We start from the raw sequence: 24,631 nt of genomic DNA, 5'->3' as shown, positions 1-24,631 counted from the left end.
CTCATCCATTGCCCGCCCTGAGGCAACGTTACTTAGCCGTTAAGGCGTTGTCGATCATTCTAAGGAGCGATTTGCACACGGTCTGGGGAATGCTCGACGTCCGCTTTTGGCCGATTCTGTTGAAAAAGTCGGATTTTCAAACTGCCTGAACTCAGGCACGACCACCACCGGAGAACCGACTCACCACATTGAGTGGTTTTTCGGTCCTTCGATGACCTTTGCCGCTCTGTTATTGGGTTAATTTGAGGTTTTTTGCTTGGTGCAGGCGCACCTATCCCGTGACTGGTGGCCCTTGAGATGAAAATTTGGCAAGCCGTCGCAGGATCTGCACCGCAGCGGCCAGCGTGAATTCATCCGTCGCGCCACTCATGCCACGTAGCCGCAGCCGATCCAATTTCAGGATGCGCTTGAGGTGGGCAAACAACATTTCGACCTTTTTACGTTCGTGGCGAGACCGCTGATATGCCGGCGTTGCTGCAATGCGCCGAGCCACATCGCGAGCGGCTTCATGGACGCTGCGAGCGATCTTGCGGAACGCTGTGTTTGGGCAGCACTTGGCTTTCATCGGACACGTAGCGCAGTCGGTCTGCCGGGATCGGAAGATGATGGTGTTGGCTTTGGTGACATGTGAACGCTCATTCTTGAAGGCTCGCCATTCGCTGCGCAATGGGTTTCCGGCCGGGCAGCGGTATTCCTCAGCCTCTTCATTCCAGTGGAAATCGTTGCTCGAAAAACTGTCGTTCTTGCGCTCGGTTTTGTCCCACACCGGCACATGCGGTTCGATGTCTTTTTCCTCCACCATCCAGGCCAGCATCGGTGCGGTACCGTAAGCGGTGTCGCCAATGAGACGCTCCGGCTTGATGTCGAATTGCGCTTCGACCCGATCGATCATGGTCTTGGTGCTCTCGACTTCTGCGGTTCGATGAGCGGGTGTGGGTTCCACATCCATGATCATGCCGTGCTCGGTATCGATCAGATAATTCGTGGAGTAAGCGTAGAAAGCTGGGCCGCCTGGCGCAGCGGTCCAGCGGGCTTGAGGATCCGTCAGCGACAGGCGCTTCGGTAGCGTTTCGGCCAAAGCCTCTTCATCGAGGCCTTCAAGGTACTCACGCACGGCGCGGGTGCTCAGGGCCGGATCGCTCCAGTTGACCGGTTCATCACCCGGTACGCCGCGCTGCCGACTCGCATCCGCTTTGATGATGCTGGCGTCCACGGCAAAGCCTTCGCCCTTGACCAGGCCGGCGTCCATGCAGCGACGCAGCACTTCATTGAACAACCAGCGAAACAGATCACTCTCTCGAAAACGGCCGTGTCGATTTTTCGAAAAGGTTGAGTGGTTGGGGACTTCATCTTCAAGGCTCAACCGGCAGAACCAGCGATATGCCAGGTTCAAATGGGCCTCTTCGCACAACCGCCGTTCGGAGCGGATGCCATAGCAATAGCCCACGACTAGCATGCGGATCATCAGCTCAGGATCAATCGAAGGACGCCCAATTGGGCTATAGAAATCGGCGAGGTAGTGGCGCAGGTCGCTCAGATCGAGACACCGATCAATGCTGCGCAGAAGATGATTTTTTGGGATGTGGTCTTCAAGGTTGAACGAGTAAAACAGCCGCTCCTGCCCACTCGATAACTGTCCCATCATGCTGCGTACTCTCCCGCTGGCCGATGGAGTGATTTTGCCGCAGATCAGTCGATGTAGCTACTCAGGGAATCAGTTAACCTTGGGAGCGTTTCCCCGAGCAATCAGCAGCGAGCGCTCAATCATTTCAACGGTGATGTATGGGACGAATCCCAGCCTTTCGCCCTTTTTAAAGCTTTTTTCGTAACCCTCTAACTGATCGACATCTTGCGCAATTGCTAGCGCAGCTAGATGCCTGAGTGGCATTGCTCCTTTGGCGTCTGTAGGTAAAGACCTGTAGAGCGCCAAGCCGGCATCTATATCTTGATTCTGAGCCCAAGATAACGCCCTGTCAGATAGCTCGACTACATCGTCAGCGCCAATGGTCTCTAGCTTCTGGGGCGTTTCGTTGCTTACGATGACAGGTGAAAAATATTTTCCCTCCCCAAAGATAAACGCGACAGCATCCGAAAACGCTGTCGAGGAGATGGAGGGCATGAACGAAACTCTAAAATGATCCGAGCGCTTCCCTATAGTCGGAATGATCTGGACTTGGATCTCGCCCAAACACTTGATGCAAAAGCGGTCACTTACCTCATCCTTTCCACAGGCCCAACCTTGTGCTTGCAAAATCGCACATGCCTCTTTCTCTGTCATAGTTCTGCTCTCGATATCACCTATCGGATGATACTGGTTTCTTAGGCTCTCAAGGGGGCGCTTTCTAGCCAACCTGCTTTAGCTGGCCGCGCGCTATAGATCGACAGGAGACCTACTTTTTCAACAGAATCGGCCAGTTAGCGGACCTAGAAGCTCCTGCAGTTAGACTGCTTTGGGCACGGTTAAAATGAAACAGGGACGGATCGTTCAATAGCGCTAGCTAAATCATCCAATTCGCTGGGACTGTCAAGCCTCTCCAGTTGCAAGCAACGGCACCGTTACCCGAAACTCCGTACCCCACTGCGATGTTGACGTGACCTCGATCGAACCCTAATGGGCCGCCACGATCTCAGACGCGATGAAAAGCCCCAGTCCAAGGCCTTCCGCAGGGCCATGTTCAATCACCGAGCGCTGCGAAAAACGCCCCATGGGATTGAAAATGAACGGCAGCACATCCTCCGGAATCGGCTCGCCTTGATTGTGAACGGTGAACAGCAGGCGGCCATCTGAAACCGCAAGTCGCACCGTGATCGGCAGGCGAGCATTGCCGTGCTGCACGGCGTTACTGATGATATTGGAGAACACCTGCTCCATGCGCGCGCCGTCGAACGCACCAAGTGCGGGCGCTGTTGTTTCATATTCGAGTTGCGCGTGTGGGTGAAACGAGCGCATTTCTTCGACGATGCGTTCGCAAAAGGGGGCCAGGTCAATGTCCATGCGTTTCACGGGGATGCCGGGGCCCATCTGGCAACGGGTCAAATCCAGCAGGTCGCTGACAATTTGGCTCGCCCGTTGAACACTGGTGTAAATCTGCCCGGCGACTTTGTTACCGCGCTCCCCAACCTCTTCCGAACGCCGCAGCATGTTGGCGCCTAGCAGAATGGCGCCCAAGGGCGTGCGCAAGTCATGGCCGAGGATACCCAGGAACACATTGCGCGAGGCTTCCACCGCCCGCGAGTAACTGGCAATGGACTCCGTGAGGGCTTGATCGATGGCTTCATGAAAGCGGTTCATGTCATCGATATCCCGTGGCGTACCGTGTTTGACCTGCCGGAGCCACTGGCTGAGCACGCTGGTGCGCAGCGCGCGGTATTCAGACACCATCTGATCAAACGAAAAACCCGCCATCAAGCGCGTCATGGCATGGGTTTCGGCCGGGCTTTCGTGTTCGTCCTGCGGTGCGAGGCCCTGGGCCTTGTCGATTTGCTCCTGCGCGGTCTGTGCGCTGCGCAGATCCTGCGCAATGGCCCGCAGCATCTGTTCGGCATGATCACGCAGGTCTATACGGTTGAGATCGGCCCCGGGGGTCTTAATGGTCCGGGCAAAGTCCTCCCAGGCCTGAAGGATCGGCTCGAGGTTCTCAATAATGAAATCTGCCAGGCGCATACGGGTGTTCCTTGGTGGGGCGGCAAGCGTGAACGCACAGGAAGCCGCCAAACAAGGATTTAAACATGGATTGGCCTGCTCAGCATGCGCAGGCGTTCGTGCCTGCGCATGCTGTAGACGTCAAACGCCTTTGGTTGACGGCAACACTATCGTCAGGATGCCGACCAACGGGAGGAACGAGCAGATTTTGTAGACGTATTCGATGCCGTGGCTATCGGCCAGCAACCCCAGCAACGCTGCACCAATCCCGCTGAAGCCGAACATCAGGCCGAAGAATATCCCGGCGATCATGCCCACATTGCCCGGCACCAGTTCCTGGGCAAACACCACGATGGCCGAGAACGCCGAGGCGAGCACAAAACCGATCACCACGCTCAGCACCGCCGTCCAGTACAGGTCAACGTAGGGCAGCGCCAGGGTGAATGGCGCGGCGCCGAGGATGGAGAACCAGATGACCTTCTTGCGGCCGATCTTGTCGCCAATCGGGCCGCCCGCGAAGGTGCCGACGGCAACCGCACCGAGGAACAGGAACAAGTACATCTGCGAGCTGGCGACGGACAGCTGGAATTTTTCAATCAGGTAAAAGGTGAAGTAGCTGGTCAGGCTGGTCATGTAGAAGTACTTGGAAAACACCAGCGCAGCCAGCACCACCAAGGCAAAGGTCACACGGCCTTTGGACAAGCCATGGGTGGCTTGGCCGCCTTGCTTGAGCTTGAACAGGTTGAGGTGGTTACTGTACCAGCGGCTCAAACCGTAGAGCACCAGGATCGCGAACACCGCGAACAGCCCAAACCAGGCGATATGGCCCTGGCCGTAGGGAATGATGATTGCCGCCGCGAGCAACGGGCCCAGGGCGCTGCCGGTGTTGCCGCCGACCTGGAACGTCGACTGCGCCAGGCCGTAGCGCCCGCCAGAGGCCAGGCGTGCGACGCGCGAGGTTTCCGGGTGGAAGGTCGACGAGCCGACACCGACTAAGCCGGCTGCGATCAGGATGGCCGGGAAGCTGCCGACAAACGCCAGCATCAGGATGCCCATCAGGGTGCACACCATGCCCGCTGGCAGCAGCCACGGTTTAGGGTGGCGGTCGGTGTGGTAGCCGATCCACGGCTGCAGCAACGAGGCCGTCAGCTGGAAGGTCAGGGTGATCAGGCCCACCTGGGTAAACGACAGGCCGTAGTTGGCCTTGAGCATCGGGTAGATCGACGGCAGCACGGCCTGGATCAGGTCATTGATTAAATGCGCCAGGGCGCAGGCGCCAAGGACGCGCATGACCAACGGGCTGGCCTGGGGCGCAGTGGTTGCAGCGGCGGGTGACGCAGTGAGGGTCGACATGCAGGCATTCCATTCAAGGCGGCGAACACAGGTGGCAACTTCTTAAGGTCGCCATCCAATACAAAATGATTCGGGAGCTATGCTAGATTCGCCGCAAATGCCTGTCTCGCGAAATTCGGGAGGCAACTATCGCAAAAAGGGCGAAATGATCAAGTCACTGGATGTTTTTCTACAGGAGATCGACGAGGGCGATTGGGCTGTCATCAGTTCGGCCACCGATTATCCGGAGAACTGGGTGATCCCCGACCACAGCCATGAGAAGCATCAACTGCTATACGCCACCGAAGGCGTGATGGTGGTGCACTCGGCGCAGAACCAGTGGACGGTGCCGCCCAATCGCGGCTTCTGGATGCCCAGTGGGCACGTCCACTCCTTGCGTTGTGTAGGCCCGTTGAAGATGCGCAGCGTCTTTGTCCGTCCCGACAGCTTTCCCAACTTGCCCACCGAAACCAAGGCCGTGAGTATTTCGCCCCTGCTGAGTGAGCTGATCAAGGCGTCGGTGAGCTTGAAACCACCGTATGCCGAGGACTCCCGGGATGCGCGCATCATGCACCTGATTCTGGACGAGCTGGCGCTGTTACCGGCGTTGCCGCTGTTGCTGCCACTGCCTGCCGACCCGCGCGTACACCGGATCTGCCTGGCGTTGCAGGATGAACCGGGCGACGCCTCGACGGTCGCGGACTGGAGCGAGCGCTTGAACCTTGACCAGAAAACCATCCAGCGCTTGTTCCGCAAGGAAACCGGCTTGACGTTCGGCCAGTGGCGCCAACAAGCAAGGCTGCTGCTGGCGCTGGAGCGCATTGCGGTGGGCGAAAAGGTGATCGATATCGCCTTGGAGCTGGGGTATGAAAGCCCGAGCGCGTTCACCAGCATGTTCAAGAAGCAGTTCGGCAAGACGCCCAGCCATTTTTTCAGGTAGCGCCCGGCGTTATCCCTGCACGATGCCGGCGTGCACGCCCAACAGGCGAGTGAAGGTTTCGATATCCAGGGGGTGACTGAGGAAATAGCCTTGGCCCTCTTCACAGGCCACGGCCTTGAGCAATTCCAGGTGTTCAGCCGTTTCCACGCCTTCGGCCGTTACGGTCAGTGCCAGGGCCCGACCCAGGCCGACGATGGCCTGGATAATCGCCTTGTCATCATCACTTTCTTCCAGCCGGGTCAGGAAGCTGCGGTCTATCTTCAAACCGTCGAACGGGAACGTGCGCAGGTAGCTCAGGGATGAGTAGCCGGTGCCGAAGTCATCCATGGCGATGCGTATGCCCAATTGCTTGAGCGTGCGCATGACCTCCAGCGCCCCGGTGGCATCTTCGAGCATGACGCTTTCGGTGATTTCCAGTTCCACGCGCGCGGGTTCGATACCTGAGGTCTTCAGGGCCTGCCGTACGCGCTTTACCAGGTTGCCACGCCTGAATTCCATGGGTGACAGGTTCACCGACACAAAAAGATGCTCGGGCCACTGGGCGGCGCATTTACAAGCGGTTTCAAGTACCCAGTCGCTCAGGGCCAGGATCAGCCCTGACTCTTCGGCGATCGGAATAAAGGTGTCCGGCGTGATCAGGCCGCGCAACGGGTGTTGCCAGCGCACCAGGGCTTCCGCGCCGACCATCTGGCCGTCGGCGATGCGATAGCGCGGTTGGAAGTGCAGGCGCAGCTCTGCATGTTTGATTGCAAAGCGCAGGTCGCTCTCCAGGCGTCGGCGTTCAATGATCCGCGCGTTCATATCGCCGGAGTAGAACCGCCAGGTATTACGGCCCGCAGCCTTTGCCTCGTACAGTGCAATATCGGCGTAACGCAGCAGCTCCGTGGCTTCGCGGGCATCATTGGGGGCGAGGGCGATGCCAATACTGGCGCTGACGAACACCTCTTGCTCGTCGATTCTGATCGTGCGCTCGATCGATTCGATCAAGCGCTTGCACAGGGCTTCGACCTCGTCTTGAGTGCCTGCATCGCTCAGGATCAGCACAAATTCATCACCACCCACACGGGCGACCAGATCACCATGGCGCACGCAGGCGGCCAGGCGGGCCGAGACTTCGTTGAGTACCCGGTCGCCGGCAGCATGCCCGAGCAGATCGTTGACCGGTTTGAACCGATCAAGGTCCAGGCTGAGCATTACCAACGGCTGCGTTGAGGTGGACAACTCAGCTGCCGACAGCGCCGTACTCGACAGCGCCTTGAACTTGCCCTCCAGGAACGCTTGCAGCCGCGTGCGATTGGGCAGCCCGGTGAGGGCGTCATGCTGGGACAAGAACTCGATGCGTCGACGGGACTCGACTTCTTCCGTCACGTCGGTGGCCGTCCCGCGAAAGCCGCCACACGGCATCTGCCGCGCTGACAGCCGTGTGCTGCGTTCCAGCCCCAGTGCATCGACGTAGCGGCACTGCACACTGATATCCGGGCGGCGTCCGGGGGTGCTGAGCCATTGCGAGAGCAGGCCGGTCTCGGTCTCGAGCAAGTCGTTCATCGTCGCACCGATCCACGCATGCCGCGCCAACCCGGTGACGCCTTCGAAGCGCTCCGACAGGTAGGTAAAGCGCCAACTGGCGTCGATTTCCCACACCCAATCGGAACTCGCCTCTACCACATCGCGAAAGCGTGCTTCGCTGGTCGCCAGGGCATTCTGGCTGTTTTGCAGCGACGAATGGCTAGCGTCCAGGGCGAGCGCGGCCGCCGTGGTGCGGCGTGAAATGACCCAGCTCATCACGCATACCAATAACGCTGCCAGGCCAAGCAGGGGCAGGCCGACGCCCATCAAGCGCAAACCGGGTCGGGCCGGCTCCCAATGCAGGCTGCCGGCAGCACCGTTGTCGCCGAGGGGGAACAGCAACGTCTGGCCGATTTCATCAGGGGTGGCGATGTGCAGCTTGGCCACGCCGAATTCATTGCCGATCACGGCCAGCTTGGCACTGTTGAGGATGTCGACGAAGATCAGGACCGAAGCGGGTCTGCCATCGGGCTTCACCGTGGGGTCTGTGCCGGGGGTGATGGCGGCTGCGGCCACCAGCGCGGGGCTGCCCTTGACGTTGATGAAGGCTGTGACGGGTGTTTCGTTGTCAGCGCCTGCACGTGCCTGCTCCACAATCCCGGCAAAGGGCTGGTCGAGCGATTGCGTGAGTTCGACATCTTGCAGCTTGCCATCGACGACCGCATAGACCGTGCGGTTGGCATCGTTGACCACAAACAGGCCTTGAAAACCGAAATCATCGAACAGCGTGGCGCCGATATTGCCCCGGACATACGCCCAATCAGTGTCCACTTTAACGTGCAGGTGCTTGTACGCATCGCTCCAGAACGCGTAGTCCTTGACCGTCACCCGCAGGGATTTTTCTAGGGATTGCAGGGCTTTACGGGTATAGAAGGCACTTTCCGCCTGTTCGGTGCGGTCCATCTCATAGGCGAGGTAAACCAGCGAATAAGCCGCCGCCGCAAAGACGACGGCCAGCAACGCCATGAACTTGAACAATGAGGTACGTGCCAGCGAAAGGCTGGTGCGATCGGAAAGCGAGCGGACAATAGGGGCGAGAGTATTCGGCATTGTTTCCCGCAGGGCGTCTCTGCAAGTCAAGAGTTATCCCTTGTTATCGGCGAGCCCGGCGAAATATTTAGACCGCCACAGGTGATTACCGCTGGCGCGTGCTGCCAGCCAAGCCAGTAAGGCCGCGGCGCCCAGCACTGCCGCACCCAACTCGAATGTCGCCTGATACCCGCTCAGGCCAAACACCAGGCCTCCCACGATAGCGCCCGAGGCGATCGCCAGTTGAATGATCGCAACCATCAAGCCGCCCCCGGCTTCGGCATCGTCGGGCAGGGTTCTCGACCGTGCAAACAGGCTCAGAGTTTCCGGCAGGTTGGGAGCTCGGACAGCATCGCGCGAATCCAACCCTGGGTGACACTCCGATGGAGGGATTGGCATCTACCTATCTTTTGAGGGCGGGGTGGCCGGGGCCACCCCGCACATTCAGGCTTTAATTGATACGCGGATGCTGCTGCACCAGGTTCTGGCGCTTGGCTTCCAGAGCCGCAATTTCTGCATCGATGTCTTCGATTTTTTGCTCGATATTGTCGTGGTGTTCCTGCAGCAACTCCTTGGCTTCTTCCATGTCCGAAGCGGCCGGCGCTGCGCCGCGCAGTGGCTTGTTGGCGGTTTCCTTCATGGTCAGGCCGGTGATCAGGCCGACCACGGCAAACACCATCAGGTAGTAGGCGGGCATGAACAGGTCGTTGGTGCTTTCTACCAGCCAGGCCACGGCGGTTGGCGTGAGGCCGGCGATCAGTACCGAAACGTTGAACGCGCCGGCCAAGGCGCTGTAGCGCAGGTGCGTGGGGAACATCGCGGGCAGTGTCGAGGCCATCACGCCGATGAAGAAGTTGAGGATCACGGCCAGGATCAGCAAGCCGGCGAAGATCAGCCCGATCTTGCCGCTGGTGATCAGCATAAACGCCGGGATGGACAGGAACAGCAGACCGATGCTGCCAGCGATGATGAAGGGCTTGCGGCCGACCTTGTCGCTGATAAAGCCAATGAACGGCTGCACGAATAGCATGCCGACCATGATCGCGATGATGATCAGCACGCCGCTGTTTTCTTTGTAGTGCAGGTTATGCGACAGGTAGCTCGGCATGTAGGTGAGCAGCATGTAGTACGTCACGTTGGTCGCCGCGACGATACCGATGCAGGTCAGCAGGCTGCGCCAGTGATTGGTCGCGACTTCCTTGAACGAGACTTTGGGGCCGTGGGTCAGGCCTTCGCGGTCGCCTTGCTCGAGTGTGTCCATGTGCTGTTGGAACGCTGGGGTTTCTTCCAGCGCATGGCGCAGATACAGGCCGATGATGCCCAGGGGCAAGGCGAGGAAGAACGGCAGGCGCCAACCCCATGCTTCGAAGTCCGCTTCGCCCAAGACGCTGGAAATCAGTACGACCACGCCTGCGCCCAGGACGAAACCGGCGATGGAACCGAAGTCCAGCCAACTCCCCAGGAAGCCGCGCTTGCGGTCCGGGGCGTACTCGGCGACGAAGATCGACGCGCCGGTGTATTCGCCGCCCACCGAGAAACCCTGGGCCATTTTGCACAGCAACAGCAGGACCGGCGCCCAGATGCCAATCGAGGCATAGCCGGGGATAAGGCCAATGGCAAAGGTGCTCAGGGACATGATCACGATGGTCGCGGCGAGTACTTTTTGCCGCCCGTACTTATCGCCCAGCGCACCAAAGAACAGGCCACCCAGGGGGCGGATCAGGAACGGCACGGAGAAGGTGCCGAGTGCAGCGATCATTTGTACGCTGGGCGAGGCGTCGGGGAAGAACACCTTGCCGAGCACATAGGCGACAAATCCGTAGACGCCAAAGTCGAACCATTCCATGGCGTTACCCAGTGCGGCGGCGGTGATTGCCTTGCGCACCTTGGTGTCGTCGACAATGGTGATGTCTTTCAATCCGATCGGTTTGACGCTTTTCTTACGTAATTTCATGCGGGGCACTCTAAAGCAGAACAGGGGAGGTGCCATCGCAGCGATGGCGCCGCTCTGTCAGTTCAGATACAAGCGGACACGAAATAATTCAGCGTTATTTGCTTTTTTTTGCAGATGCATTGAACTTCTTCGGTTCACAACGGAGCGATTTCTATGCCAACGACTTTCTCCCGCCTGATCTACCGTCAACCACAGCCTGCAGACGTGCAGCGATTGTTCGCGATCTTCGGCGACCCGCAGACCAACCTGTTTAATCCTGCCGGCCCCATGGCCACCCTCGACGAGGCGCAACGCCTGCTGGATCGCTGGCTAGGGCAGTGGGCCGCTGAGGGTTATGGCTGGTGGGCGATTGCGCGAAATGAGGCGCCGGAACACATCATCGGCTTCGGTGGGATAGCGCCACTCAACTACTTGACCGAGCAGCGCGTCAACCTGGGTTATAGGTTTGCAGTGCAAGCCTGGGGACAGGGCTACGCGACCGAACTTGGCTGCGATGCGCTGGCGCTGGCATTTGACACCCTGGGCGTGCCCGAAGTGTTTGGCCTGGTACGACCGGACCACGCAGCGTCGATCCGCGTGCTGGAAAAGATCGGCATGCAGCCTTTCGGCGCGCTTGACGATGTGCCGGGCAAGTCGCCGAGCCTGGTGTTTCGCATTTGTCATCCTACAACTGCTTTTGCCTGATCTATCACATAGCTGCGTAATACCGCGATAAACGGCAATATTTCAGATTGACACCGTGTGGGCGTCCCGATATAAAAACCGCAGTTGTACGACGACATATGACGTTACATATGTCCTGCCTAACAAAAATAAAAAGTGATGCCATGAACTTGAACGAGCCCATCCACGCCCACCGCGTTGGCCAAGCTGTAGGCAACTATCGCTGGACCATCTGCGCGATGCTGTTCTTCGCGACCACCGTCAATTACCTCGACCGCCAGGTGCTCAGCCTGCTGGCGCCGCAGCTGTCGACGCAATTTGGCTGGAGCAACACCGACTACGCCAACATTGCTGCAGTTTTCCAGTTTGTCTACGCGATCTCCATGCTGTTCGCCGGGCGCTTTGTCGACAAGATCGGCACCAAGGCAGCCTACGTGCTGGCGATTGGCATCTGGTCCACAGGCGCCATCATGCACGCGTTCTCGGTGCCGATGGGCGAGAGCATCGCGGCGATCAGCGGCGCGATTGGGTTGGCGGTGATTCCTGTGTCGATTGCGGGGTTCATGCTGTCCCGTGCAGTGTTGGCGATTGGCGAGGCGGGCAACTTCCCAATTGCGATCAAGGCGACTGCCGAATACTTCCCCAAGAAAGAACGCTCGCTCGCCACCGGCCTCTTCAACTCCGGGGCCAACGTCGGTGCCATCCTGGCGCCTATCTGCGTGCCGTTGATTGCCGGTTTATGGGGCTGGGAAGCGGCATTTATTGTGATCGGTGGGTTGGGGTTCGTGTGGGTGGCGGTGTGGGTCGCACTCTATAAGAAGCCGGACGAGCAAAAGCGTCTGTCTCCCGAAGAGCTGGCCTACATCCGCAGCGACCAGACCGTGCAGCCCTTCACGCCTGAACCCGCTGGCGCAGTGGCGAAAAAAGTCTCGTGGTTCAAGTTGCTCACTTACCGCCAGACCTGGGCCTTTGCTTTCGGCAAGTTCATGACTGACGGCGTGTGGTGGTTCTTCCTGTTCTGGCTGCCCACCTACTTGTCGGCGCAATACGGCATGAAGGGCCCCGACATCGTGCTGCCGCTGGCGGTGCTGTACAGCATGACCATGGTGGGCAGTATTGGCGGCGGCTGGTTCCCCAGCTACTTCATGGCGCGCGGCGATGCGCCGTATGACGGCCGCATGAAAGCGATGCTGGTGATTGCGCTGTTCCCGCTGGTGGTGCTGCTGGCGCAGCCGTTGGGTTACATCAGCTTCTGGATCCCGGTATTACTGATCGGCGTGGGCGCGTCGGCGCACCAGGCGTGGTCGTGCAACATCTTCACCACCGTGTCTGACATGTTCCCGCAGAAGACCGTAGCCTCGGTGGTCGGCATTGGCGGCATGGCCGGCGGCCTGGGCGGCGTGGTGATGACCAAGATCGGTGGCTGGGTGTTCGACTACTACAAGTCCATCAACGACATCCACACCGGCTACATGATCATGTTCGCCATTTGCGCACTGGCCTACCTGGTGGCCTGGAGTGTGATGAAGGCACTGGTGCCGCGTCACAAGGAAATCACTGACCTGTAATTGGCATGGACGAGGCGGTGTCGGGCCTGGCTATCAGGATGATGCGCACCGCCATCACCACGCCGATCAGCACCGCCGCGAGGCCTGCCGCTTCCATGAGTGTCGGGCCCCGACCTGCGAAGCCCAGGCCGAGCAGGGTGGCGAACAGTGATTCGAGGGCAATCAACTGGCCGCTCAGGACCATGGGTAAGCGACGCGTTGCAGCGTTCCAGGCCCACGCGCCGACCACGGTGGACATCACGGCGATGACCAAGCCCCAGGCATACAACGGCGCTGCCTGTTCAAGCCCAGCGCCGAGGACTGGCAGCCTCAGCAACCCCAGGGCCTGCATGATCGGCCACAGGCACAGCGCAGCGATGCCGGCACCGGCCAGCATCAACGCGGTCCAAAGCCCGGTCGCCTGAGCCGGCAACTGCATCAGGTGCTGTTGGTTGAGCACGCTGAACAGTAGCCATAACGCCACGGCACCCAGCGAACAAAACAACCCCGCCAGCCACGAATCGGCACTCAACGACGGTTGATGAAGGCTGCCGACGTTCGACAATGCCAGCCCTGTCATCAGGCACGACAAGGGGGTGATCAGTCGGTGCCATTCGACGGTCTTGTGCCGCGCATTGCCCAGCAACGCGAGCAGCACCGGCACCGTCCCGATCACCGCCGGCGTGAGCACCGGCCCGGCAAAGTGCACGCCGGCGGCGATACACACGCCATAACCCAGGCACCCCAGCGCGCCCAGCCCGCCTGCCAATAATCGTTGGCCAGGCATAATCAGGTGCAAATGGGCGCGACTCAGGAGTATCCAACCGCCGCCCAGCCCGCCGACGAACAGGAATCGCACGAGCATCAGGTCGTAGAGGCTGTATTCGCCGGAAACGTAGGGGGTGATGAAGTTCAGCGCCCAGCCGAGGGTCGCAATCACGGCAAGGAACAGTCCGACAAGTATTGACGCGGGTGCAGAGTTCATCCGGGTTATCCATTAAGTAATGGATACGCATGGTGCCCAGCCGCACGGCCGTGCTACAAACGAGTTCTCAGCCATGGATACATAACCAAAGATTATGAATGCGCTCGGCAAAACCTTACCGCCCCTTGCCAGCTTGCTGCCCTTCGAAGCGGCGGCACGCCTGGAGAGTTTTTCCAAGGCAGCCGATGAGCTGCACATTACCCAGGCCGCGATCAGCCGGCAGATTCGTGGGCTCGAGGATAACCTCGGGATCAAACTGTTTCAGCGCCGCAATCGTGCCGTGTTCCTCACGCCAGAGGGGCGCGAGCTGGGGCGTGTGATCGGCGAGGCGCTGCGCCGCATCGGTGACGGCGCCGCCCGCCTGCGCGCGGTGCACCACAGCAACCGCGTGGTGCTGCTCTGCCAGTTGTGTGAGGCGTTTTATTGGCTGATGCCGCGATTATCGACGTTTCACCAGCAATACCCGAATATCGAAATCCAGGTGGTGACCGCCACTCGACCCTTGACTGAATTCAACGACCCCTTTGACGTTGCACTGCAAAGCACGCGGCGCGCCAGCGGGGCTCATCCGCTGATATTCACAGCCTCGGACGAGGTCTTTCCGGTGTGCAGTCCGCTCTACCTGGCCGTAGAGCAACCGCTGTCACTGAATGCATTGCAGCATCATACGTTCTTGCACCACAGCGCGCCGCCGCCGCATCTGATGGAGTGGGATGAGTGGCTGCAGGTGTTTGGCCAGAGGCTGGCGGGGGACGCGCGCAGTGCCACGTTCGACAGCTACCCACTGATGTTGCAGGCCGCTGTCGAGGGGTACGGGATTGCCATGGGCTGGCGTCGCACCGCGAGCCGCTTGATTGAAAGTGGCGCGCTGGTGAGGCCGTGCGCCGAGAGCGTGCACTTGCCCGAAGCTATTTCGGTTTATCGGCATCAAGCGGCTGGGAGGCGGGACGAGGTGGCGGCGCTGCTCGCCTGGCTCGAGGCGCAACTGCTGAAGGACGGATGACAGGGGCGTTATCCGCCCCTGTCGTGCACGGCTAGGGGTTACGTGTCACTCGCCACACGGTATTGGCCAAATCATCGGCAATGATCAGCGCGCCTTTCGGGTCCACCGTCACACCCACCGGCCGGCCGCGGGTTTTGCCGTCGTCACCGCGAAAACCGGTCGCAAAGTCGATGGGTTCACCAGAAGGCTTGCCGTTGCTGAAGGGCACGAAGATCACCTTGTAGCCCACCGGGTTGTCGCGGTTCCAACTGCCGTGCTCGCCAACAAATACGCCATCGGCAAACTTCTCACCCATTTGCGCGATGGAAAAGTCCACGCCCAGCGCCGCCACATGGGAGCCGAGGCTGTAATCCGGCTTGATCGCGGCGGCAACTTTGGCCGGGTTCTGTGGCTGTGCCCGTGGGTCGACGTTCTGGCCCCAATAGCTGTAGGGCCAGCCGTAGAACGCGCCTTCACGCACCGAGGTGAGGTAGTCCGGCACCAGGTCCGGGCCGAGTTCGTCGCGTTCGTTGACCACCGTCCACAGTTGCCCGGTGTCCGGCTGAATAGTCAGCGCCGTCGGGTTGCGCAGGCCTGTCGCGTAAGGTTTGTGCGCGCCGGTGGCGGCATCGATCTGCCAGACCATCGCGCGGTCGATCTCCACTTCCATGCCGCGTTCGGTCACGTTGCTGTTGGAGCCGATACCCACGTAGAGCTGGCGACCGTCAGCACTCACGGCCAGGGATTTGGTCCAGTGGTGGTTGATCTGCGCCGGCAGGTTGGTGACGTTGATGGGCGCGCCGCTGGCTTTGGTCTGGCCGTCGGTGTAGTCGAAGCGCACCAGCGCATCCTGGTTGGCCACATACAGCTTGCCGTCGGCGAAGGCCAAGCCGTACGGCGCGTTCAGGTTATCGGCGAACACGGTCTTGAGTTCGTAGGTGCCGTCACCGTCGGCGTCGCGCAGCAGGGTCAGGCGGTTGCCGCCCTTGACCTTGGTGTTGCCTTCGGCCTTGATCAGGCTGGCGATCACATCCTTGGGCTTGAGCTTGGCCGCGCTGCCGCCACGGCCTTCGGCGATCAGGATGTCGCCGTTGGGCAGCACCAGGGTCTGGCGTGGGATGGCCAGGTCAGTGGCGATAGCGGAGATGCTGTAGCCGTCCGGTACCTTGGGTTTCTGCTCGCCCCAAGGCACGGGCTCGGCAATCTTCATGCTGGGTAACAGGCTGCTTTGCTGTTCCGGCAACTTGGGGTCTGGGCCGCGGGCCTGGGTCTTGTCGCCTTCGCCACCGCATGCGGTCAGCAACAGCGCAGCGCTTAATAGGGTCAGCGTGCTGGACGTTTTCATTGGGCAGCTCCCGAGCGCAGGTTAGTCAGGCCGATCCACGTTGCGACGAATACCAGCAGCGTGACAATCGCCGACAGCACCAAGCCCGTGGGCATCATGGCGTACGCATCCTTGGCATGCTGAAAGGCATTGACCAGGCCCACTACCCAGGCGGCTAACAACAGCAGGAAATACGCGGCTGGTCGCCCGGATTTACGCTCGGCGCGCAATAGATTGATCAGCGCGAACAACAGCGCAAATCCACTGAACACCAGTGCGCCGGCAATCAGCCAGGACGCGAAGTTGGCCCACTGAATCTGGTAGGTCTGGCCGTAGGCAATGTCGCTGAGCAGTGCACCCAGAAACAGCGGCACGCTGCCGGCGAGCACTATCGAATGCAGCGGGCCAGGTCTTGTCGCGTAGTAGGCGGGGAGGGTAGTCATGGGGGTAGCGGCTCCTTATTGTTCAGCGCTCCTGGCGTCAGGGCGCGGTGACTTCGCATAGCAGAGGAGCTTTTGGTTTATCAGAAAGTTCACTAGGGATTGGTGTCGAGATGTTTTTCGCACCATTCGGCACAGGGCGTGCGGCCTAGCCTGCATTACTCCCAGCCCCAGGAAGTCTTGCAGGGGCTCGGTTTCGACGCCGAGCACACGCTGGAAGTGGACGCACTGTTGAAGGTGGCTTACAAGCGCGACCTGTATGCCCACAGCGCACACATGTGGAACCGCTGGACCAACGACTACGCGCTGCAGTTTTTCGATCGTTTCGACATCATGCTGGAGTCCAAGGACAAGAATGTGGCAGCTTGGGCGTTTTATAAGCCTTTCAAGCGACGTTCAGTTTAAAAAAGGGAACCTTTACTCATGCCAACCCTGCATCTGCTATGCGGCAAGATAGCGTCGGGCAAATCAACGCTCGCCAGCACCCTCAGCGCTGAACACGCGGCGATGCGGTTAAGCGAGGACCCGTGGCTTGCACAGTTGTATCCCGGCGAAATTTTATCGGTGGCGGATTACCTGCGCTGCGCCCAACGCATCCGCGGGGTGTTGGGGCCGCTGGTGGTAGGTTTGCTGGAGTCGGGCGTCAACGTGGTGCTGGATTTTCCGGCTAACACGTTGGCTAACCGCCAGTGGCTGCTGGGACTGGCGCAGGCCGCCGGGGTGCCACACTGCTTGCACTACCTGGAACTGGACGACGACACCTGCCGCGCTCGACTGCATGCGCGTAATGCGCACGGTGAGCACGATTTTGCGGCGACGGATGCCGAGTTTGACCTGATCACACGCCACTTCTGTGTGCCGAGTGAGGAGGAGGGGTTGGTGATTGAGGTGCATCGCCCGTGAGTGCAGCGCATTTTAAAGGGGTCGACGCCGAAGGTTTCATCCTCACCGTCCTCGAAACGTCCGTGCAGAGCGAGTTTCAGCCATTGCTTGAGGAGGCCTGCACCGCTCTGTCGCAGGAGTGGCGGCGGAAAACCGCAAGAGCTGGGGCTTCTGGCTCAAGCACCATTGCCGTTGCGTGTGGGGTGAGGACCTTGCGCTGCACATTGAGCGGTTTCGGCCTTCGGTGGACATTGCCTTGGCCATGAACCGTGACTTTGAACCGGTATTGACCGCCTACCTCGCACGCATCGCAGACGCCGACTCCGAGCGGGAGCGACTTCGCTGGCAGCGCGAAGCATCACGCAAGCTGATCAGGGCGACCCATGTATTGCGTTCGCAGGATGCGGCGACGTGGCCGCAGACACTCGAAGAGCACGTTGCGCTGTTCGTCCAGGGGCATCCGACAATGATGGTTAACGTGGCGTTCTTCCTGTTTGAAGCCCGAAACCCGAGTGCCGACGGCGAAAAATTCTCAGCCCGACTTCAGGCCTTTCTGAGCTGGATGGTTTTACAGCGAGCGTAGTTCTGCTGGTGTTCGCCGGTATAGGCGAAATCCAAAGCAGATATCCTGTGGGAGCTGTCGAGCTTTAGCGAGGCTGCGAAAGCGGTGTGTCAGGCGATCGTTAGGTTGGCAATACCGCCGCCTTCGCAGCCTCGTCGGGGCTCGACAGCTCCCACATTTGATCGGCGCCGCTGCTGAAATTGCGTTCGCAGGTACAACCGAAGCACACGGGTCCTAAGACTTGAACCGTCCCACCAACCCATTCAACTCATCCGAAAGGTTGGACAACCGCCCCGAATCGTCCTGCGCCGAGTTGGCCAGGCTTTCCACCAGTCGTGCCTCGTCGTAGATCTGCTGGATATGCCGATTGATCTCTTCTGCCACGCTGTGTTGTTCCTCGGCGGCGGCGGAGATCTGCAGGTTCTGGTCGCGGATTTCGTTCACTGACAGTTGAATGCCTTCGAAGCTGTCCCGCGCGCTTTCGATGGAAGACACGCTGGCCCGCGACAGGTCCAGGCAACTGCCCATCTTTTGCGTGACCTCCTGGGTCTTGTTTTCCAGGGTGCCAAGCAGTTGCTCGATTTCGCCGGTGGAGTCTGACGTGCGCTTGGCCAGTGCGCGCACTTCATCGGCCACCACGGCAAAGCCACGGCCTTGATCACCGGCGCGGGCGGCTTCGATGGCAGCGTTGAGCGCCAAGAGGTTGGTCTGTTCGGCAATCGCGCGAATGGTGCCGAGGATCTGGTTGATGCTGCGACTGCCGGCCTCCAGTTCAATCATGGCCTGGGACGATTCGGTGAGACGGCGGCCCAAGCGGTTGACGTTATCGGTAGTGACCTCGATCTGCTGCTTGCCCTCGGCCACGCGACGGTGCCCGTTTTCGGCGGACTCCGCTGCGCCGCTGCATGAGCGCGCGACTTCGTTGGCGGTGGCAACCATTTCGTTGAACGCGGTGGACACCAATTCAACCGCCTCACGTTGCCGGCCCGCCGCCTCGTTCATGTTGTGCGCGACCTCGCTGTTGACCTTGGAGGCGTTCTGCAGATTGGCCGAAGCCGCGCCGATATGCTGGATCAGTTGGCGAATCGCTGCGAGAAACTTGTTGAACCAACCGGCCAGTTCGGCGGTTTCATCCTTGCCCTGCACCTGCAGTTCGTGGCGCAAGTCACCTTCACCCTCGGCGATGGACTGCAAGCCCGTGCTGACCTGGCCAATGGGCTTGACGATGACCTTGGAGAACGCGGCTGCAATCAATCCGAAGATCAGTACCAGCACGCCGACGATGATCGCGGTGAGGTAGGTCATGCGGGTGGCTTCAGCCATGACTTCACGCTGCTCGATCAGCCCGATGTAGCGCCAGCCAAGGCTGGGGGAAGTCCACACGTTGGCCATGTAGCGCACGCCGTCGATTTCCACTTCGGTGGAGCCTTGCGGTGTGTCGGCGAGTTGCGCATAGGCGGCGCCAAGGTCTTTGAGCGGTTTGAAACTGTGGGCGGCGTCGCGCGGGTCCACCAGCACCACGCCGTCTTCGATCAGCATCACGTAGCCGCTTTCACCCAGCTTGATGCTCTTGACCAGCTCGGTGAGGTTTTTCAATGAGACGCTGACCACAAACACGCCCTTGGCTTTGCCGTTATCCAACAGCGCCCGTGCGGTGCCGACCAACGCCACGTCGTCTTTGTCGTAATAGTAGGCGGGCGTACGGACGGTCTTGCCGGGGCTGGCCATGGCCGCTTTGTACCAGGGGCGCGTGCGCGGGTCGTACTTGGACAGTTGCGGGTCATCCGGCCATTTGGCATAGGTGCCATCTTCCAGGCCGATGGACAGGATCGCCGCCGCTGGGTGCGTGGCGCCAAAGCGTGCGAATCGGTCGATGACGGCTTGTGCCTCGGCTGGCATGGGCTGGCTGGCCGCGTCGGCGGGCTGGTAGTTTTTCAGCGTGTTAACTGATGTGTATACAGGATCGGTGGCCATTTGATCGACGTTCTGTAGGGTACCGTCGAAGAACTGGCGGATATTGCCATCGATCTGACGGATTTCCCGGGTGCTGCCGTCGATAAACTGATCCACCGCCTGGGTCCGCGTGTTCATGACCGAGATCACAGCCACCAGGCTTACCGGTATAAACGCGACAGAGACGAATGCCAGCACCAACTTATTTTTTATTTTCATCGAGACGACCATCAGCGTAGAGGGTTGCCAAATCATCGTTCTCCATCACGCAAGCACGGCGATTTGCTATCCCTGATGTTTCGGCCCTTCTGCGATAAAACTTTAGGGTTTTTTGTACACAATACAAACTGCTTATTGTTCTGTATCCAATCAATACACATCACGCAGATAACGCTTCTGTTCACTCAACTGCCGCCAGTAATCCACGGCGGCTTCCACGCCAAGCCCGCCGTGGGTTTGCGCGACCTGACGCAGCGCCTGGTCGACGTCTTTGGCCATATGGCTGGCGTCGCCGCAGATGTACAGCTTGGCGCCGTCCTGCAGCCATCGCCAGAGCTCGGCGCCCTGTTCGCGGATGCGGTCCTGCACGTAGACCTTCTGCGGCTGGTCGCGGGAGAACGCCAGGCTCAAGTGAGTGAGCATGCCGTCACGTTGCATGCCTTGCAGTTCGTCCTGGTAGTAGAAATCGCTGGCCGCGTGCTGTTCGCCAAAAAACAGCCAATTGCGGCCCTGATGCCCCAAGGCGCGGCGTTCCTGTAAAAACGCGCGGAACGGCGCGACGCCGGTGCCAGGCCCGATCATGATCATCGGCACGTCGCCATCGCTGGGTGTACGGAAGTGTTTGGACGGCTGCACGAACAACGGCACCTCAGCGTCGCCCGCGCGGTCGGCGAGAAAGGTCGAGGACACGCCTTTGCGCTTGCCATAGCGCACGGCGGCCACTGTGAGGTGCACTTCCTGCGGGTAGGCCTTGGCACTCGAGGCAATCGAATACAAGCGTGGCTGCAGGCGCTTGAGGGTGCCCAGCAGTTCGTCCGCGGCGCAATCGATAGGGTATGCCTGCAGCACGTCCGCCAGTTGCCGGCCCCACAGCCAGTCATTCAGTTCGGCCTTGTGCTCGGGGTTGAGCAAGTGTTTGAGGCCTGGGTTGGCGCTGCGCTCGGCGATGAAGGCCAAGGTGTCGCTGCTCGGCCGGGCGATTTCGAAGTGCTGGGTGAGCGCCTGTTGCAGCGGCACATCACCGAAGGTGTCGATGTTCACGCACGTGCTCGCACTCAGGCGGATGAGGTCGAGCAGTTCGCTGACCAGTTCAGGGCAATTGCGCGGCCTTACTCCGAGGGCATCACCGGCTTCATAGGTGAGCCCGGAGTCAGCCAGGTCCAGGGCAAACTGGCGGGTTTCCTTGTGGGCGCTGTGGGGGTTCAGGTGCCGGTTGAGCAGCAGCCGTGACCCGTACAGCTTGGTTTTACCGGCTGGCGTGGCCGGCGCTATGGGCTTTGCCGGGTTTAGGGTGTGTTGGAACCGCACCAGCCAGGCATCGGCGCGTTCCTCGAATTCGGTGTCGCAGTCGACACGCTCCAGCAGGCGTGTGGCGCCCAATTCCAGCAAGCGCTGGTCGAGTTGCTTGCCGTGGTTGCAGAACTGGTCGTAATTGGGATCGCCCAGGGCCAGCACCGCAAAGCGCAGGGATTCCAGGCGTATTTCGGCGGTGCTTAAGCTGTGCCAGAAACTTTCGCCGTTGTCCGGTGGGTCGCCGTCGCCAAAGGTGCTGCTGATCAGCGCGAGGGTGTGAGTGCTCGCCAGTTTGCTCGCGGGGAAGTCCGCCATCGCGCTCAGTTCCACCGTGATCCCAGCGTCGCGCAGGCGTTTGGCAAAACGCTCGGCCAAGGCTTCGGCGTTGCCGGTTTGCGACGCCCACAGCAGCGTGACTGCCGGGGAGGGCGCTGCGATGGCGTCTGTACGGCTGAACAAACCGCCAAGCAGGCCGTCCAGCCACAGCCTGGATTCCCTTGCCAATGGCGCATTCGCCGGCATCGTCGGTACACCGCCAGTCTGGCCCGCGGCGCTGGATTGCAGGCCACTGAGGAAGCCGGCGAGGTAAGTGCGCTCACTGTCGCTCAGTGGCGGCGGCGATAGATGACGGATGCCGACGATGTCGGCGAAGGCGTTAAGGCGCGACAAGGTGCTGTCGTCTGGTCTGGGAGTGTGGACGTCCAGAAACAGGTGGTCGATCAGTTCGACCCGGGCCAGGGCGACGGCGCAGAACTTGAACGCCGGCTGAAGGGAAATCGGGTCCACGGCGTCATGGGTCACGGCGTTGATCGCGAGGTTTTCGCCAAACACATCGTTCCAATGAAACGGCGCAAAACAGTTGCCCGCCCGCACACGGTCGGTGACTACCGCAGGCAGTACGGCGCGGCCACGCTGTGAGCGTATTTCAACCCGGTCCTTGTCCTTGATACCCAGGCGGGCGGCGTCTTCGGGGTGTAGTTCCACGAAGGGGCCAGGGTTGAGTTTGTTCAGCGTGGCGACCTTGCCGGTCTTGGTCAGCGTGTGCCATTGGTGCTGCACGCGGCCGGTATTCAGCACGAAGGGAAACGCCTCATCCGGCATTTCCGCCGGCGGCATATGGGGGCGTGCGAGGAACTGGGCTTTGCCGTTTTCAGTGGCGAAAGCGAGCGTGCCGTCCTTCACGTAGCGGATCGGGTTGCGGTCCGCTGCGTCATCTGACGCGCAGGGCCATTGCAGCGGCTTGTCACGCAGGCGCGGGTAGCTCGCGCCACGAATGTCATAGCCGGTCTTGGAGTTCCAGGCGCGTTTGATCTCTTCAAAGACGTCGGCGGCGCACGCGTAGGTGAAGGCCTCGGCGAAGCCCATCTCACAGGCGACCCTGGCGATGATCTGCCAGTCGGGCAGGGCCTCGCCGGGGGCCTCGACGGCCTTTTGCATCAGGGTCAGGTTGCGCTCGGAGTTGATCATCACCCCTTCGGCCTCGGCCCACAGCGCGCCAGGCAAAAGGATGTCGGCGTAGCGGTTGGTCTCGGTGTCGAGGAAAGCGTCCTGGGTGATCACCAGCTCGGCGGTTTGCAGGCCTTTGATGACCGTTTGCCGGTTGGGCACGCTGGCCACCGGGTTGGTGCAGATAATCCAGCAGGCTTTGATCTGCCCAGCCGCCATCTGCTCGAACATCGCCACGGTGCCGCCGCCAGCCTGGCGCGGCAGGCTGTCGTGGGGGATCTGCCACAGGTCCTCGATAAAGGCGCGGTCGGCCTCGACCAGCACCGAGCGCTGCCCTGGCAGGCCGGGGCCCATGTAACCCATTTCGCGCCCGCCCATGGCGTTGGGTTGCCCGGTCAGGGAAAACGGTCCGCTGCCGGGGCGGCAGATGGCACCGGTGGCCAGGTGCAGGTTGCACAGGGCGTTGGTGTTCCAGGTGCCGTGGGTGCTCTGGTTGAGGCCCATGGTCCAGCAACTCATCCACTCGGCAGCCTGGCCGATCCAGTCGGCGGCTTGGCGGATATCGGCTTCGGCAAGGCCGGTTATGGCGGCGACCCGGTCTGGCGAGTAGTCCTCCAGAAACGCGGGCATGGCTTCCCAGCCCTCGGTGAAGGCCGCGATAAAGGCAGGGTCGGTGTGGCCGTTCTTGACCAGCAGGTGCAACAGGCCATTGAGCAAGGCGAGGTCGGTGCCGGGCCCTATCGGCAGGAACAGGTGGGCCTTGTCCGCCGTGGCACTGCGTCGGGGGTCGACCACGATCAGCTTCGCGCCGGCCTTGACCCGGTCCATCATGCGCAGGAACAGGATCGGGTGACAGTCGGCCATGTTCGCGCCGATCACGAAGAACAAGTCGGCGCGGTCGAAGTCCTCGTAGGAACCCGGCGGCCCGTCGGAGCCAAGCGACAGTTTGTAGCCACTGCCGGCGCTGGCCATGCACAGGCGCGAGTTGGATTCGATGTTGGGGGTGCGCACGAAACCCTTGGCCAATTTGTTGATCAGGTATTGGGATTCCAGCGACATCTGGCCCGACACGTAGAAAGCCAGCGCATCCGGCCCGTGGGTATCGAGGGTGTGACGCAAGCGGGCGGCGGTTTCGCTGATGGCCTTGTCCATGGCAATGCGCACCGGGTCGTGATCGCGCGCCTGGCGCACGTAGGCACTTTCCATGCGGCCGGACTCGGCGATGGCGTGCCCGCAGGTGGTGCCCTTGGTGCACAGCCGGCCGAAGTTGGTGGGGTGGGCCTTGTCGCCGATCACCTTGACCACTGTGTTGTGCTCGACCTGCATGACGATGCCGCAGCCCACGCCACAATAAGGGCACACGCTGCGCACGTTTTGGTTTGCCATCCGTAACCCCGTAAACAAAAAAGGCGCCTTGTAACCCTCCGTTGAAAACGGGGATTACACGGCGCCTTTGTCGTGAGAGAGCAATCAGCGTTGACTGCTTGGTTGAAGTATTCCTAGCAAGTCACGCGCCAGGTTTTTCATCTGGCGTGTGGTGAGCGGGCGGTGCGACGATTCGACAAGCCCGCTACTACAAAAGCGGTCGGGGTGCACATTTATGAAGCGTGGCGCACCAGTGAGAGGCGCTGAGCGAGGTGTTCGGCGCAGTTGGCTGATGCCAGGGACCGGTGCAGTAGGCTGCCCGACTGTTTGGCACAGACCCTGCAAGCTCCCTCTCAACCCACCTCGGTCAACGACGATCGACAACATTGGGCAATAGCGGTGAATCCGGCGCAGTCGCCCGATCCGAACCCGCATAAGAACAGGCAAAGACGCCTGGAACCGCAAGGTTTCAGGCGTTTTTTTTTGCTTTTTAAACCGTGATGAGC

The 24,631-nt window shown here is 60.4% G+C and carries 16 protein-coding genes and 4 pseudogenes; 7 read left to right on the top strand and 13 right to left on the bottom strand.

Annotated elements, in window-relative coordinates; translation table 11 throughout:
- Positions 1 to 271 precede the first annotated feature (271 nt).
- The 4 genes and pseudogenes from AACY30_RS15780 to AACY30_RS15765 form a co-directional block, all read right to left on the bottom strand.
- Entirely contained in the window at positions 272 to 1,645 is a 1,374-nt protein-coding gene (locus tag AACY30_RS15780; protein ID WP_339540655.1) for an IS1182 family transposase, read from the bottom strand.
- 69 nt (positions 1,646 to 1,714) lie between these two features.
- Positions 1,715 to 2,278: a DUF6990 domain-containing protein gene (locus AACY30_RS15775; protein ID WP_339540654.1), complete on the bottom strand. Its 564-nt coding sequence runs from the start codon at positions 2,276 to 2,278 to the stop codon at positions 1,715 to 1,717.
- 246 nt (positions 2,279 to 2,524) lie between these two features.
- Positions 2,525 to 3,664: pseudogene (locus tag AACY30_RS15770) on the bottom strand (ATP-binding protein).
- Positions 3,665 to 3,784: 120 nt separating this feature from the next.
- The gene (locus AACY30_RS15765; protein ID WP_339540653.1) at positions 3,785 to 4,996 is read right to left on the bottom strand and encodes an MFS transporter; all 1,212 of its coding nucleotides are present in this window, start codon (positions 4,994 to 4,996) and stop codon (positions 3,785 to 3,787) included.
- 97 nt (positions 4,997 to 5,093) lie between these two features.
- Between AACY30_RS15765 and AACY30_RS15760 the strand changes: the two genes are divergently transcribed.
- Positions 5,094 to 5,915: an AraC family transcriptional regulator gene (locus AACY30_RS15760; protein WP_339540652.1), complete on the top strand. Its 822-nt coding sequence runs from the start codon at positions 5,094 to 5,096 to the stop codon at positions 5,913 to 5,915.
- Between the two features lie 9 nt (positions 5,916 to 5,924).
- Here AACY30_RS15760 and AACY30_RS15755 read toward each other — a convergent pair whose 3' ends face one another.
- From AACY30_RS15755 to proP, 3 genes and pseudogenes are all read right to left on the bottom strand, one after another.
- Positions 5,925 to 8,531, bottom strand: a complete 2,607-nt coding sequence (locus tag AACY30_RS15755; RefSeq protein WP_339540651.1) for a bifunctional diguanylate cyclase/phosphodiesterase — start codon at positions 8,529 to 8,531, stop codon at positions 5,925 to 5,927.
- A 33-nt stretch (positions 8,532 to 8,564) separates the two neighbouring features.
- A pseudogene (locus tag AACY30_RS15750) lies at positions 8,565 to 8,813 on the bottom strand (MFS transporter); the annotation flags it as partial.
- Positions 8,814 to 8,961: 148 nt separating this feature from the next.
- A complete protein-coding gene (gene proP / locus AACY30_RS15745) occupies positions 8,962 to 10,464 on the bottom strand; it encodes a glycine betaine/L-proline transporter ProP (RefSeq protein ID WP_339471614.1) in 1,503 nt (500 codons plus the stop codon).
- Between the two features lie 153 nt (positions 10,465 to 10,617).
- Here proP and AACY30_RS15740 point away from each other — a divergent pair, with 153 nt between their 5' ends.
- Positions 10,618 to 11,148: a GNAT family N-acetyltransferase gene (locus AACY30_RS15740; RefSeq protein ID WP_339471615.1), complete on the top strand. Its 531-nt coding sequence runs from the start codon at positions 10,618 to 10,620 to the stop codon at positions 11,146 to 11,148.
- Positions 11,149 to 11,291: 143 nt separating this feature from the next.
- A complete protein-coding gene (locus tag AACY30_RS15735; protein ID WP_339540650.1) occupies positions 11,292 to 12,695 on the top strand; it encodes an MFS transporter in 1,404 nt (467 codons plus the stop codon).
- On the opposite strand, the gene AACY30_RS15730 is transcribed toward AACY30_RS15735, so the two are convergent.
- Complete coding sequence (locus AACY30_RS15730; protein ID WP_339540649.1) at positions 12,682 to 13,659, bottom strand: DMT family transporter; 978 nt, start codon at positions 13,657 to 13,659, stop codon at positions 12,682 to 12,684. The genes AACY30_RS15735 and AACY30_RS15730 overlap by 14 nt on opposite strands.
- 94 nt (positions 13,660 to 13,753) lie before the next feature.
- Here AACY30_RS15730 and AACY30_RS15725 point away from each other — a divergent pair, with 94 nt between their 5' ends.
- Positions 13,754 to 14,662: a LysR substrate-binding domain-containing protein gene (locus AACY30_RS15725; RefSeq protein ID WP_339540648.1), complete on the top strand. Its 909-nt coding sequence runs from the start codon at positions 13,754 to 13,756 to the stop codon at positions 14,660 to 14,662.
- Between the two features lie 31 nt (positions 14,663 to 14,693).
- Here AACY30_RS15725 and AACY30_RS15720 read toward each other — a convergent pair whose 3' ends face one another.
- Together AACY30_RS15720 and AACY30_RS15715 are read right to left on the bottom strand one after the other, a co-directional pair.
- Positions 14,694 to 15,986, bottom strand: coding sequence for a PQQ-dependent sugar dehydrogenase (locus tag AACY30_RS15720; protein ID WP_339540647.1), 1,293 nt, complete (start codon positions 15,984 to 15,986; stop codon positions 14,694 to 14,696).
- Entirely contained in the window at positions 15,983 to 16,408 is a 426-nt protein-coding gene (locus tag AACY30_RS15715; RefSeq protein ID WP_339540646.1) for a DUF2231 domain-containing protein, read from the bottom strand. Before AACY30_RS15715 ends, AACY30_RS15720 begins: the two co-directional genes overlap by 4 nt.
- Before the next feature lie 126 nt (positions 16,409 to 16,534).
- Between AACY30_RS15715 and AACY30_RS15710 the strand changes: the two are divergent.
- The 3 genes and pseudogenes from AACY30_RS15710 to AACY30_RS15700 form a co-directional block, all read left to right on the top strand.
- Positions 16,535 to 16,810 (top strand): annotated as a pseudogene (locus AACY30_RS15710) (UV damage endonuclease UvsE); the annotation flags it as partial.
- A gap of 18 nt (positions 16,811 to 16,828) precedes the next feature.
- Complete coding sequence (locus AACY30_RS15705; protein WP_339540645.1) at positions 16,829 to 17,308, top strand: AAA family ATPase; 480 nt, start codon at positions 16,829 to 16,831, stop codon at positions 17,306 to 17,308.
- 118 nt (positions 17,309 to 17,426) lie between these two features.
- Complete coding sequence (locus AACY30_RS15700; protein WP_445261436.1) at positions 17,427 to 17,870, top strand: hypothetical protein; 444 nt, start codon at positions 17,427 to 17,429, stop codon at positions 17,868 to 17,870.
- Positions 17,871 to 18,083: 213 nt separating this feature from the next.
- Here AACY30_RS15700 and AACY30_RS27525 read toward each other — a convergent pair whose 3' ends face one another.
- The 3 genes and pseudogenes from AACY30_RS27525 to AACY30_RS15690 form a co-directional block, all read right to left on the bottom strand.
- On the bottom strand, positions 18,084 to 18,851 hold the full coding sequence (locus AACY30_RS27525) for a methyl-accepting chemotaxis protein (protein ID WP_445261440.1): 768 nt from the start codon (positions 18,849 to 18,851) through the stop codon (positions 18,084 to 18,086).
- Between the two features lie 87 nt (positions 18,852 to 18,938).
- A pseudogene (locus tag AACY30_RS27520) lies at positions 18,939 to 19,940 on the bottom strand (cache domain-containing protein); the annotation flags it as partial.
- Positions 19,941 to 20,171: 231 nt separating this feature from the next.
- Positions 20,172 to 24,146, bottom strand: coding sequence for a bifunctional nitrate reductase/sulfite reductase flavoprotein subunit alpha (locus tag AACY30_RS15690; RefSeq protein ID WP_339540644.1), 3,975 nt, complete (start codon positions 24,144 to 24,146; stop codon positions 20,172 to 20,174).
- Positions 24,147 to 24,631 lie beyond the last annotated feature (485 nt).

Origin of the sequence: Pseudomonas sp. RA_5y_Pfl1_P24, from assembly GCF_963970945.1 — a bacterium.
GTDB lineage: Bacteria > Pseudomonadota > Gammaproteobacteria > Pseudomonadales > Pseudomonadaceae > Aquipseudomonas > Aquipseudomonas tritici.
This window is presented reverse-complemented; position numbering and strand designations above follow the sequence as displayed.

Coding starts and splice junctions, on each gene's coding strand:
- AACY30_RS15780 (WP_339540655.1), bottom strand. CDS start 1,645: ATGATGGGACAGTTATCGAGTGGGCAGGAGCGGCTGTTTTACTCGTTC.
- AACY30_RS15775 (WP_339540654.1), bottom strand. CDS start 2,278: ATGACAGAGAAAGAGGCATGTGCGATTTTGCAAGCACAAGGTTGGGCC.
- AACY30_RS15765 (WP_339540653.1), bottom strand. CDS start 4,996: ATGTCGACCCTCACTGCGTCACCCGCCGCTGCAACCACTGCGCCCCAG.
- AACY30_RS15760 (WP_339540652.1), top strand. CDS start 5,094: ATGCCTGTCTCGCGAAATTCGGGAGGCAACTATCGCAAAAAGGGCGAA.
- AACY30_RS15755 (WP_339540651.1), bottom strand. CDS start 8,531: ATGCCGAATACTCTCGCCCCTATTGTCCGCTCGCTTTCCGATCGCACC.
- proP (WP_339471614.1), bottom strand. CDS start 10,464: ATGAAATTACGTAAGAAAAGCGTCAAACCGATCGGATTGAAAGACATC.
- AACY30_RS15740 (WP_339471615.1), top strand. CDS start 10,618: ATGCCAACGACTTTCTCCCGCCTGATCTACCGTCAACCACAGCCTGCA.
- AACY30_RS15735 (WP_339540650.1), top strand. CDS start 11,292: ATGAACTTGAACGAGCCCATCCACGCCCACCGCGTTGGCCAAGCTGTA.
- AACY30_RS15730 (WP_339540649.1), bottom strand. CDS start 13,659: ATGAACTCTGCACCCGCGTCAATACTTGTCGGACTGTTCCTTGCCGTG.
- AACY30_RS15725 (WP_339540648.1), top strand. CDS start 13,754: ATGAATGCGCTCGGCAAAACCTTACCGCCCCTTGCCAGCTTGCTGCCC.
- AACY30_RS15720 (WP_339540647.1), bottom strand. CDS start 15,986: ATGAAAACGTCCAGCACGCTGACCCTATTAAGCGCTGCGCTGTTGCTG.
- AACY30_RS15715 (WP_339540646.1), bottom strand. CDS start 16,408: ATGACTACCCTCCCCGCCTACTACGCGACAAGACCTGGCCCGCTGCAT.
- AACY30_RS15705 (WP_339540645.1), top strand. CDS start 16,829: ATGCCAACCCTGCATCTGCTATGCGGCAAGATAGCGTCGGGCAAATCA.
- AACY30_RS27525 (WP_445261440.1), bottom strand. CDS start 18,851: ATGAACGAGGCGGCGGGCCGGCAACGTGAGGCGGTTGAATTGGTGTCC.
- AACY30_RS15690 (WP_339540644.1), bottom strand. CDS start 24,146: ATGGCAAACCAAAACGTGCGCAGCGTGTGCCCTTATTGTGGCGTGGGC.